Here is a 12,377-nt window from a genome sequence, read left to right on the forward strand (position 1 = left end):
AACTTTAAATTAAGCATCTGTTTGCTTAGTATTTAATTTAATAAACTGCTGTGGATTATATTTCCATTTATTTAAACGGTTACTAACGTCACAGACATCCGTATCTAACTCACTTGCTAGGAGTAATAAGTCATACCCTGTAAATTCTTTTATAAGCGCAGTTCTATTTGCAAACATGGCTAATAATCCGGAATACTTATACCCAGCTTTTGATTTATAATTCGACTCTTCTATTAACCATTTTGATGGGCAATTGCCAATTTTGCAATTTTTTTGTGCTATTTGTAGAAATAAGTTGCGCTGCTCTATCAATAATTTACCCGCTAATCTTATCGAAATATTCATCAACAGCTCATCGATATTATTCACTCTAATTCCCAAAGCATTTATAGCCGTTCCATCTGCCATTTTTGGGACGCCACAATAACGAATATTTGACGCCTTTAATCGCCAACAGCCAAATTTATGATAATAAATAAACTCATCGTGATTTAGTTCGATATTATTATAAGGTTGCTGTGTTTTTAAAAAGCCAATTAAAATGCTAACAACACATACGCTGACTATAAATATTTCAATGATACTTATAACAGTGGGTTGTAAAATATTAAACAGCATTATAAATACTAAACCAAAAGCACCTACTATAATGCACTCTATTGCATGGCGAGCGCCTTGAGCTCGGTATTTAATACTTGTCACTTTATTTACCTATACAAATAAAAAGTAATATAAAAGAAGTACATTAAAATACCCCATAAAACCACTTTGCGGATCGTAATACATGTTTTACAACGTGTTTTAAACATCATTTCCTCATTTTTTTATGGGTAAAAATAGTAAAATAATAAGATTTACGCCAAACACACAAATTTTTGAGATACATAACCCGTATTCTCCGGTCTTATTTTGTACACTAAGTGCAATTAATTTTCTGGTATGAAAAAATGTATTCTAAACAAACAGGCAAAGCTCTTTTTCCATTTATAATCACACTTCTTATTATTTTTAGTGTGTATTTATATTTACCATCAACTCATGGCAAACAAAATAGTCGCTCTGAGACAAGCACCACTGTAAAAGCACATACAGTAACCTCGCAAGAAAACGCGGTTTTAATCGAAGCGATAGGGAGCGCCCGCGCTAATCAAGCTATCTTTATTAAAAGTGCACAAAACGATTATGTAAAGGCTATTTATTTTAAAGATGGTGACTTTGTTAAAAAAGGACAAGAATTAGTTCAATTACAAAACCTGCAAGAGCAATTAGATGTAAAAGAACTAAGTATTAACTTACAAGAAGAAAAGCGTCAACTTAATCGTTTAACCAAACTTGCAAGCAGTCAATCAACATCAAAATCACTCCTTGATGAGCAACGTTCGAAAGTCGATGCCACCGAAGCACAACTGCAAAATGCAAAGTCAAAACTATCAGAAATGACAATTATCGCACCGTTTACTGGGCTGCTAGGTAAACGTGAAATATCAGCCGGCGCATATGTAAATAATAGTACGATAATTACCACGCTTGATGATGTGAGTATTATAAAAGTAGATTTTAAAGTACCTGAAAAGTATTTAGCTCAATTATCTTTAGGCATGAAGGTATTTACGCAAAATGACGCTTACCCAGACAAAACCTTTACCGGTAAAGTGACTCATATCAGCTCTCGTATCGATTCGGTTACTCGAAGTGTAGAAGTAACAGCAAGTTTTATTAATGAATCGGGTTTTTTACGCCCAGGTATGTTACTCAATACCGCCTTAGAGCTTAGTAGCAATCAAGCTCTGATGGTACCTGAAAAAGCCGTTATCCCTTTGCAAGACAAACATTATGTATTTCAAATACAAGATGGAATCGCTCAGCGTGTTGAAGTACATGTTACCTCTCGTAACAATGGCTGGGTTGCGATTGATAAGGGATTAAGCAACGGCGAGCAAGTTATTACCGAAGGCGTTATTAAAATTCGCTCTGGTAGTAAAGTAAGTGTTGAGGGGTAATTAAGCGTGAAAATTACTGACACTAGCGTTAAACGCCCTGTTTTTGCCATTGTAATAAATTTACTATTACTCACTTTTGGCTTAGTCGCCTTTAGTATGCTGCCTTTGCGTGAGTATCCTGATATTGAAACCCCAATTGTTAATATCAGTACCGAATATACCGGTGCCTCTGCTGAAATCATTGAAACCAAAATAACCCAAATAATAGAAAACCGCATTTCGGGTATCGAAGGTATTAAAAGTATCAATTCATCAAGTCGAAATGGGCAATCAAACATTACCATTGAGTTTGATATTAATCGTGATATCGATGCCGCATCCAACGATGTACGCGAACGTGTAGCGCGTGCACTTGACAGCTTACCCGATCAGGTGCGCCCGCCAGAAGTGTCTAAATCAAATAGTGATGAAAGCCCCATTGTATGGTTTGTATTAAACAGTGACTCAATGGACTCATTACAATTATCGGATTACGCACAGCGCTTCATCGTTGATAGACTTGCTGTAGTTGATGGTGTCTCTAATGTGCGCATTGGTGGCGAGCGAAAGTATGCAATGAAAATTTGGTTAAATCGCCAAGCTATGGCAGCTCGTGGGATTACTGCAAATGATATAGAAAACACCTTACGCACCGAAAATGTCGAATTACCCGCAGGTGAAATTGAATCGATTGACCGTGATTTTACGGTACGAACTGCGCGTAGCTACAAAGATCAACGTGACTTTAATAACCTTGTTGTTAAACGTGGTGAACAGGGGTACTTAGTTCGTTTGGGCGAAGTCGCCGACGTACATTTAGAAGCAGCCGACGACGAAAGCTTATTTCGTGGTAATGGCCGTAATATGATTGGCTTAGGCATTGTAAAACAAGCCAAAGCAAACACCCTTACTGTTGTTGATAATGCACGAGCAGAAATTGAAAAAATAAAACGCAACCTGCCACAAGGTACAACAATTGGAAACAGCTATGACTCATCTATCTTTATAAAAGAGTCTATTAACGAAGTGTACAGTACGCTGGTTATTTCGATGGGCTTAGTGGTACTTATAATTTTTATATTTTTAGGAAATATACGTGCAACGTTAATACCGGCAGTAACAGTGCCTGTTGCACTTGTGGGTAGCTTTATGTTTTTACTGGCAATGGGCTACTCGATTAACTTGCTAACCCTACTTGCCCTAGTGCTTGCAATTGGTTTAGTCGTTGATGATGCCATTGTTATGTTAGAGAACATATATCGCCGTATAGAGCTTGGAGAACCCCCATTGCTTGCGGCATATCGCGGTGCTCGTGAAGTGGGTTTTGCCGTTATTGCAACAACGTTGGTGCTTATTTCAGTATTTGTTCCTCTAGTTTTTATGGATGGTCGTATAGGAGCGCTATTCACAGAGTTTGCTATGGCGGTAAGTGCCGCAGTGTTTTTTTCTAGTGTAACAGCATTAACTCTTTCACCAGCTCTATGTTCTAAGTTTTTAAAACCATCGACTAAGCAAAGTAAATTTAATCAATGGGTTGATGTCGTTTTTGGTAAAATTGAAGCAAGTTACCGCCGCTCTTTAGTCTCTAATATGACTCGTAAGTGGGGGTTATTAATCAGCTTATTATTAGCAGGTTTTGTAAGCTACTCATTGTTCACAAAAATCCCTTCTGAGCTAACACCAAAAGAAGATAGAGGTACATTTTATATACTCATGAATGGCCCTGAAGGTTCAAGTTATGAAAATAACGCTGACAATATGGCAAAAATAGAGCAGCGCCTTACCCCTTACTCAGAATCAGGAGAGTTAAGTCGCGTGCTAGTGCGAGTTCCTGGTTTCGGTAACAGCGGAGGTGTAGCGATTATTGGTATGGCTGATTGGGATGAAAGAAAACGTTCAACGTGGGAAGTGATGGATGAAATCAGCCAAAAAATGCAAGAAGTTACCGATGTTAGAGCTTTTGCCATTATGCGAAGAGGTATAGGTGGCAGAGGTGTTTCTCAACCTATTGAATTTGTATTACAAGGCAATGACTATACGCAACTTGCTGATTGGCGCGATAGAATTATAAAACGCGCAGAAAAAAATCCAGGTCTTGTTAGAATCGATCATGATTACAAAGAAACATTCCCACAGTTTTTAGTCAGCATTGATAAAAATAAAGCCGCCGATTTAGGGGTGTCTGTTTCAGATGTAGGTACTACCCTTGAAACAATGCTAGGACAGCGCCGAGTAACTACATTTATCGACCGTGGAGAAGAATACGATGTCATTTTAAAAGGGACTAAAGCCGATTTTAGCAACCCGACTGACATTTCAAATATCTATCTTAAATCACGCAGTGGTGAACTCGTCCCTCTTGATAGCTTAATTAGTCTAAAAGAAGAAGCAACGGCCTCACGTTTAAATCGTTATAACCGAATGAGAGCCATTACTTTAAGTGCTAACTTAGCCGATGGTTATACGCTTGAGCAAGCGCTTAACTTTTTAAATGAGGTAGCCGCAGAAGAAAATGACATCGATGGAGCTATTGATTATAAAGGCGAATCACAGCTTTATTACGAAGGTGCGTCTGCGATGACTTATGTATTTATTTTAGCGCTAACCGTTACCTTTTTAGTCCTTGCCGCTCAATTTGAAAGCTTTATGCACCCTTTTGTTATCATGCTAACCGTACCATTAGGTTTAATGGGCGCAATGTTCGGGCTTTGGTCTACAGGGTTAACCTTAAATATTTACAGCCAAATTGGTATTGTTATGCTTATAGGGTTAAGTGCTAAAAACGGTATTCTCATTGTCGAATTCACTAACCAATTACGCGATAAAGGCGTAGAGTTTAAAGAAGCCATTTTACAAGCTGCTACACAGCGCTTACGCCCAATCATAATGACCTCTTTAACAACGGTTATGAGTGCCGTGCCTTTAGTATTAGCCACAGGGCCCGGTGCAGAAAGCCGCATGGTAATTGGTGTGGTGGTATTTACTGGAGTGATAGTGTCGACCCTACTCACTCTTTTTGTTGTACCAGCTGCATATTATGCACTTGCACGTAACACACAATCCCCTGAGTTTTTACAGCAAAAGTTAGACCAGCAAGCAGCAGATAAACCTGTTGAAAAGATCTAATGACGGTATTGCGTCGTAACCTTGTTGTTGCGACGCAGACACTTTATGCTCGCCCTTTAACTTTAACCTGTATATACATTTAGGAATACTTATGAGCTTAACAACACAAGTTGCTACATTTGGCGGCGGCTGTTTTTGGTGTATTGATGCAGCATTTAGACGTGTACACGGTGTACTCTCAGTATGCTCTGGCTATGCCGGCGGCGAAACCAATGATCCAACCTATCAATCGGTTTGCTCGGGTACAACGGGCCACGCTGAAGTAGTTAACATTGAATTTGATCATACCGTGATAAGCTTTGACACTCTGCTTGCCATGTTTTTCACCCTGCACGATGCAACACAACTAAACCGACAAGGTAATGATATCGGCACACAATATCGAAGCGTAGTGTATTACCATGATGAAACACAGCAACAACAAACCCATAAAATGATTGAGCAATTACAAAAACATTGTAGTGAGCCAATTGTAACTGAGGTCAGCCCCGCGGGTATTTTTTACCCTGGAGAAGTATTCCATCAAAATTATTATAACGAAAACCCTCAACAGGGCTATTGCAGTATCTTAATTGCGCCCAAGCTTAAAAAGTTTGCAGCAATGTACCAGGCATACTTAACCAACTAACTGATTTAAGTTAAAAAAAAGCCCTTACGGGCTTTTTTATTTTCATTTTTTGCGAATTAAAATTGGTAACTTGCACCAACAAAAAAGCGACGTTCAGGCGTATTATAATAGTATACATCGCCAGTTACGAAATCTGAGCTTGAGTCAACCACGTTATACTCACGGTCAAATAGGTTCTCTACACGTAATGAAAACGCAATATGATCATTTAACTGATAATTTCCCGCAACATTAAATAATGTATACGAACCTAATCGCGATACGCTTCCCTCTCTATCACCACGATATTGCATGCTAATACTGGCATCAAAGTCGCCTAATTCTTTTGCTAATGCCCAATTTAGTGTCTGCTTAGAAACGTAATTAAGTTGTTCACCCGTCACAGTATTTTCAGCCGTTAAATAAGTAACGTTTAAATCACTGTCTATACCAAACACTTGGTTTGATAGGCTAAACTCAACCCCTTCATAACGGGCTTCGTCTATATTGGCTAATGCAAAGTTAGCATCGTAATCAATTTTGTCTTCGATATCGTTTCTAAATATAGCAACATCAACGCTCGTTGAATGATAGTTAACCGTTAAGCCTATTTCTGTATTTAAAGACGTTTCTGGTTGTAAATCTGCATTACCAAAGTTTGGATAATATAAATCATTAAAGGTAGGGGCTTTAAAACCCGTACTTTGACTAACGCGAAAAACAGCATATTCAGACAAATGATAACCCGCTGCAGCGGTATAAGTCGTTTCGTTACCAAACTTTTCGTCATCATCATTACGCAAAGTAAGGTTTGCAAGTACCTGGTCATTATCAAAATATGCCCCAACAAATACAGCTAAAACATCGCGGCTTTGTTCATCAAAAACAATAGAGCTCTGTGATACATCATCGTTATACCAATTTACACCACCGCTGATATTAAATTCGCTATTAAATGTATATTGCCCACTGTAATCAATTTGGCTGCGTTTAGTAATGAAAGTACTTGTTAACGCATCACCCGAAAAATAATCAGTGTAGGTATTATCAGAATCATCTGTTGCAAACGATATATCTATACGATGCGATTGGTTTTCGTAAGTTTTACTCCAACCTAGGGCAATTTGATAGTTTTTAAACTCATTATTTTCGACGGTGCTATCAAATGGGCTAAAACCACTATCGTAGTTTGCGAAGCCTTCACTGTATTGACCTAAAAGCTTAACATCACCTAATTGACTATCACTATAATTAACATTAAAGCCTAAATTTTTATTTTCATATCCATCATCATCAGGGCCAGCACCTTGTAACACATCAAAACCATCAGTTTTTTCAAAACCAGCATTAAAAGCCGTTTTTAACCCCGCTTTTTGAACCGCCCCTGCTAATTGGTAATTTTGATAATTATTTGAGCCAAAGGTCGCATCAAGTGAAATGTTATTAGCTTGGCGAGTGATAATATTTATAACACCTGCTAAGGCATCTGAACCATAAACTGCAGCACGCGAGCCTTTTACGATCTCAATACGCTCAATACTATTTAAAGGGACATTACTTAGCGCTTTTTGCCCTAAAGTTGCCGAACCAGTGCGTACACCATCAATTAAAATTAACGTGTCACCTGAGCCGGTACCACGTAACGACACTCCCGAATTTTGACCAAAACCACCGTTTGGATTTACTTGGATACCTGCTTGGGTACCTAATAAAGTCGGTAAGTCTCTAACATTACTAGCTTCAATATCAGCACGTTCTATTACCTCTACACTGGCTAAAACGTCGCTTAATGGCTGTTCAAATTTATTCGCTGTAATGGTGATTTTTTCGATATCTTGGTTTGCAGACACTGAAAGTGATAACGCAGCAGAGATTGCCACGCCTAAAGCAGTTTTATATAACATGATGTCCCCTACCTTTGCCCACCGCAAAGATTTAGTAAGTAAGATTGCATCAAGGCCGGTCTCCGGACTCAGGATAAGGCATGAAAATACGCTATCGCTTCACCGTTGCGGGGGCAGTGTTGGGATTGTCATCATAGTAAAAACGCACCAACTTCCCGATTATCTAATAATGTATAAGCAGCCATTATTAGCACCTTGAAAATAGGCCGTTATTGTGAGCATTTTGTTTACCAATGTCAATGGACGTCTATATAGCCAAAAATAATGTAAAGCGTCTTTTATACCCTTTAGCCCTGTGAGTATATTTTGCAATGAATGAAGTAAAATTTTACTTAACAGCCTGTAAAAAGTTCCCATAACAAAAACAAAGACAACAAATTAACATTTAAAAACAACAAGTTAAATGTTGGCACTTAACTAGCAATATATCTAATAAGTTTTTACAAAAACCGAAACAAGGTTCAACAATAGAGGAAATTAACTATGTTACGCTGGGCATTAATCTTTTTTGTTATTGCAATTATTGCCGCTATATTTGGATTTGGTGGTATTGCAGGAGCAGCAACAGGTATTGCTAAAATTCTGTTTTTTGTATTTGTACTGCTGTTAGTTGTTTCACTAATCGCAAATGCAGTTAGAGGCAAAAGGCCTTAAATATTTAGCACCCTTAGCTCAATTTTTATTATATGGAGAATAATTATGAAAACATTAAACGCTATAAAAGTATTATCACTAAGTACCCTACTAACTTTTGGCTTAGCTGCGTGTGACGATGGTCCCGCTGAAAATGCAGGTGAAACACTCGATGAAATGGCGACAGATACTGGCAATGCAATTGAAGATGCCTGTGAAAGCGTTAAAGAAGGTGTAAATGCAGAAAATGAAAACTGTTAAATATATTCTTTAAGTAAGAGGTAATAATTACCTCTTACTTTCTTGAAAAAATTTAACTCCTCCCCAAATTTACCAATACCACACCCTATAAAAAAATTAATTATGATCTTTAATTTTAATTTAAGCGTATATACCTAATTGGGTACATATTTTAACTGTAAATTAAGTTTGTATATGCCATTGTGGTTCATAAATCAGGTTTTATCATAAGCAACATTATTCGGTTGCACTAATAACAATAGTTATAAATCCTTTTAGGATGCTTTAACATACTGATATATAACTTATATTAACAGGAGATAATCAGTTGAAATCGATTTTATTAATTGATGATGATATTAACTTTACTGAAGTTGCTAGTCATATAATGGAATACTTAGGCCACATTGTTTGTGTAGCCGTCACAGTAAAAGAAGCCCAAGAATGGCTACAACATAATGATTATGACCATGTTTTTATTGATTTTATGCTCCCTGATGGGAGTGGGTTGCATGTATATGATTACATGGTTAAAAACGGAAAAAAATCGCGCTGTACTTTCATTACTGGTAACCCAAAAATAAAAACCGCTATCAGTGATATCACTGGCCCCAATGTCGATTATTTAATGAAACCAATTGAACGTGAAGACATTGAAAATGCGCTAAAACCGAAGAAAAAAACAACACCACCCGCCAAAAAAGCGGCATCATCACCTAGCCAAAAACAAACTCCTGCCATTGCACCAAACGCACACTTTGATTGTTTAATTGGTGAATCTCCAGCAATGAAAAAGCTGTATAAAATGATTGAGCGAGTAGCCCGTAGCAGCGCCAATGTCATGCTAATGGGTGAAAGCGGAGTCGGTAAAGAGTTAGTTGCTCAGGCTTTGCATAATGCAAGTGATTACGAAGGTGACTTAATTGCAACCAACTGTGGTGGATTATCAAAAGAGTTAATTGGTAGTGAATTATTTGGTCACGAAAAAGGTTCATTTACAGGGGCTACAGGACAAAAGCAAGGCGTATTTGAGCGCGCTCAATCTGGTACTTTGTTTCTTGATGAAGTAACAGAAATGCCCATCGATATGCAGCCTAATTTACTGCGGGTACTCGAAACAAAACGCGTTAGCCGTGTTGGCGGGACACAAGAAATTCCTATTAACTGTCGAGTTGTTAGTGCCACAAACCGAACACTAGAAGAGATTGCGCAAGATAATATATTACGAGAAGATATATATTTTAGATTGGCCGTATTTCCTATTAACATTCCCCCACTGCGTGAAAGAAAAGAAGATATACCTCTTTTAGTCAATACCTTTTTAACTGAACTCAATCAAGAACATCAAGAGTCATTTGCAGTGACAACAAGCCAAATGGGTAGCTTTATTAATCATGATTGGCCTGGCAATGTACGAGAGTTAAGACACACATTACACCGCGCATTTATTATGAGTGAACCTGGTACAAAACAGCTAGAGGTTCCGAGCTCTTTTGCCTCTCCGTTTTCAAATGCAAAAAATAATCATAACTCAGCAATAGTTAGTGCCGGTAAAACCATTGAAGAAGTAGAAAAAACATTAATTTACGCCACATTAAAAGAGGTCGACGGTAATAAAACCATGGCTGCAGATATGCTTGGAATTTCAACAAAAACCCTTTATAACCGTTTACACGCCTACGGTGAGCCTTTATGAGTAATTTAAATAAACAAGTACACGATATACGCAAACCACTAAACGCGATTAGTATGCAGGCTGAGTTAATTAAAATGCTCATTGAAATGCAAACACCCGACTCTTCAAATAAAGTAACCGCTGCTGCGACAACAATTATTGAGCAAGCAAAATTATGCAGCACACAACTACAAACCTTGTTTGAATATTTAGAAAAAAACACTGAATTTGAGAAACGATAATAATGAAAATGCAATACGGGTTTAAAAATACGACCAACATATTACTGCTTGTTGCGGTTGTATTTTTTTCGATGAATACCTTTTTAAGTAGAACAACAGTTAAAGAATTAACTGAACTACAGCAAAACATAAGACACTCATCTAAAACAATCAATTTATATCAGCAAATACATGTTGCACTACTTACAGCGCAAGCAAATCAGCGAGAATTTTATTTTACTCAGAATCCACTTTATTTAAGTGAATTTAATAACGCAATGGATAAAATAAATCAAAGTATTAGCACGTCAAACACACTTTCTTTTTCTGAGGGTAGTCAAAGTAAATTATTTTCAAAGCTACTTTCATTAATAAAACAACAACAAATTAATATGCAAAATGCTGTTGAAAAAACACAGTCGAACAGCCCTCTCCCCCCGGTTAAAAGTAATGAAGTACAACAAGGTGAAATAGCAATAAAAGAATTGTTTTCGCAATTAAAAGACAAAGAGCAAACCATTAACAGTAATTTAGTCGATTTACTAAAAAAGTCCTCTAGAGAATCACAAAATAATTTTATTATTTCATTTTTAATTAGTTTTGCCTTGATTGTCGGCGTGTTTTTACTTGCTAGAGTAAATATTAAAAGCCAAATAGAGCGTCAAACAGAAGTTGAACAGCAAAACCAACGACTACAAAAAGCCGTGGATGAGAGAACCAAAGAGCTCTCACTATTTTCTGAAGAACTGACGCGAAGTAACCGTGAACTCGAAGACTTTGCTTTTGTTGCTTCACATGACCTACAAGAGCCACTAAGAAAAATAATGGCCTTTGGCGATAGGCTAGATACCCAATCAGACAACCTCAATGATAAACAGCGTGATTATTTGCAACGTATGCGTGGTGCAGCAGCAAGAATGAGTAAATTAATAAGTGACTTATTGGAGTTCTCTCGAGTGAGTACTCGAGGCAAAGACTTTCAAAAAGTTGAACTTAACTTAATTTTTCAAGATTGTATTGATGACTTAAACGTACTTATTGAAGAGGCAGGCACTAAAATAACAATCGAAGAAATGCCAACGATCGATGCAGATCCCACCCAAATGCAACAATTGTTTTTCAATTTAGTGGCTAATGGGATAAAATTCTCACAACATGAGAGCGATCCTCATGTGTCAATCTCAGTGCACTCGACAACTCAACCCGAGGAAATTGAATTAGAAGGTCTCGCTGACTGGATCACCATTACGGTAAAAGATAATGGCATCGGGTTTAGCCAAGAATACACTGACAAAATATTTGCTCCATTTCAGCGCTTACACTCTCGACAGCAATATAAAGGAACCGGGATCGGCTTAGCAATATGTCGACGTGTCGTTGAGCGACATAATGGGGTTATACATGCAATAAGCGAGCAAGCTAATGGTGCTGAATTTTCAGTAACTCTGCCTGCTATAAACTTTCTTAATAGCATCAAACAGTAGCTCTAAGGCATCTAAATGCAAACTATGAATGATATAAATGCACCATACACCATTTTAATGGCCGATGATGATGAAGATGACAGATTACTCGCACAAGACGCGATGCAAGCTGCTGGGTCTGAATATAATTGCTTTGCCGTTGCCGATGGACAACAGTTACTCGATTACTTAAAAGGTGAAGGGGAATACGCACAGCAAGGGAGTAAAGTGATGCCCAATGTAATTTTACTCGATTTAAATATGCCCATTCTTGATGGGCGAGAAACACTCAAACGTTTAAAGTCTGACGCTTTACTGTCAAAAATACCCGTTGTTATTTTATCAACCAGTGCTGAAAGAGAAGATATCACCGAAGGTTATGGCTTAGGTGCGTCATCGTATATGGTAAAACCCACCGACTTTTCAAGTTTAGTGAATATGATGAAACAATTTAACGAATATTGGTTTGAATGTGCCACTGTACCTTCATTTGATCGTGCTGGCATCGTTTCTCCTCCTTATAAATAAA

General features: G+C 37.6%; 11 protein-coding genes and 1 riboswitch. Of the genes, 9 read left to right on the top strand and 2 right to left on the bottom strand.

The window, feature by feature from the left end:
* Positions 1-9: 9 nt before the first annotated feature.
* Positions 10-702, bottom strand: coding sequence for a DUF2982 domain-containing protein (locus J8L70_RS11995; RefSeq protein WP_211055827.1), 693 nt, complete (start codon positions 700-702; stop codon positions 10-12).
* 245 nt (positions 703-947) lie between these two features.
* On the opposite strand from J8L70_RS11995, the gene J8L70_RS12000 reads away from it, so the two are divergent.
* From J8L70_RS12000 to msrA, 3 genes are all read left to right on the top strand, one after another.
* Positions 948-2,000 (top strand): efflux RND transporter periplasmic adaptor subunit, encoded by a 1,053-nt coding sequence (locus J8L70_RS12000; protein WP_211055828.1) that lies wholly within the window; start codon positions 948-950, stop codon positions 1,998-2,000.
* 6 nt (positions 2,001-2,006) lie between these two features.
* Positions 2,007-5,105, top strand: coding sequence for an efflux RND transporter permease subunit (locus J8L70_RS12005; protein ID WP_211055829.1), 3,099 nt, complete (start codon positions 2,007-2,009; stop codon positions 5,103-5,105).
* A gap of 91 nt (positions 5,106-5,196) precedes the next feature.
* Positions 5,197-5,733: a peptide-methionine (S)-S-oxide reductase MsrA gene (msrA, locus tag J8L70_RS12010; protein ID WP_211055830.1), complete on the top strand. Its 537-nt coding sequence runs from the start codon at positions 5,197-5,199 to the stop codon at positions 5,731-5,733.
* 56 nt (positions 5,734-5,789) lie between these two features.
* Here the strand turns inward: msrA and J8L70_RS12015 are convergent, their stop codons facing one another.
* A complete protein-coding gene (locus tag J8L70_RS12015; RefSeq protein WP_211055831.1) occupies positions 5,790-7,616 on the bottom strand; it encodes a TonB-dependent receptor in 1,827 nt (608 codons plus the stop codon).
* A gap of 35 nt (positions 7,617-7,651) precedes the next feature.
* Positions 7,652-7,829: riboswitch (cobalamin riboswitch) on the bottom strand.
* Between the two features lie 270 nt (positions 7,830-8,099).
* Between J8L70_RS12015 and J8L70_RS12020 the strand changes: the two genes are divergently transcribed.
* The 6 genes from J8L70_RS12020 to J8L70_RS12045 all read left to right on the top strand — a co-directional run bounded on the left by J8L70_RS12020 (position 8,100) and on the right by J8L70_RS12045 (position 12,376).
* Positions 8,100-8,270 carry a DUF1328 domain-containing protein gene (locus tag J8L70_RS12020; protein ID WP_211055832.1) on the top strand — a complete coding sequence of 57 codons (171 nt, stop codon included), beginning with the start codon at positions 8,100-8,102 and terminating at the stop codon, positions 8,268-8,270.
* Between the two features lie 45 nt (positions 8,271-8,315).
* Positions 8,316-8,510: a hypothetical protein gene (locus J8L70_RS12025; protein ID WP_211055833.1), complete on the top strand. Its 195-nt coding sequence runs from the start codon at positions 8,316-8,318 to the stop codon at positions 8,508-8,510.
* Positions 8,511-8,817: 307 nt separating this feature from the next.
* Positions 8,818-10,185, top strand: a complete 1,368-nt coding sequence (locus J8L70_RS12030) for a sigma-54 dependent transcriptional regulator (protein WP_211055834.1) — start codon at positions 8,818-8,820, stop codon at positions 10,183-10,185.
* Complete coding sequence (locus J8L70_RS12035; RefSeq protein ID WP_211055835.1) at positions 10,182-10,406, top strand: histidine kinase dimerization/phospho-acceptor domain-containing protein; 225 nt, start codon at positions 10,182-10,184, stop codon at positions 10,404-10,406. Before J8L70_RS12030 ends, J8L70_RS12035 begins: the two co-directional genes overlap by 4 nt.
* 2 nt (positions 10,407-10,408) lie before the next feature.
* Positions 10,409-11,869, top strand: coding sequence for an ATP-binding protein (locus J8L70_RS12040; protein ID WP_211055836.1), 1,461 nt, complete (start codon positions 10,409-10,411; stop codon positions 11,867-11,869).
* A 15-nt stretch (positions 11,870-11,884) separates the two neighbouring features.
* Entirely contained in the window at positions 11,885-12,376 is a 492-nt protein-coding gene (locus J8L70_RS12045) for a response regulator (RefSeq protein ID WP_211055837.1), read from the top strand.
* Position 12,377 lies beyond the last annotated feature (1 nt).

Origin of the sequence: Pseudoalteromonas sp. MMG010, from assembly GCF_018100905.1 — a bacterium.
In the GTDB taxonomy this organism is placed as follows: Bacteria; Pseudomonadota; Gammaproteobacteria; order Enterobacterales; family Alteromonadaceae; genus Pseudoalteromonas.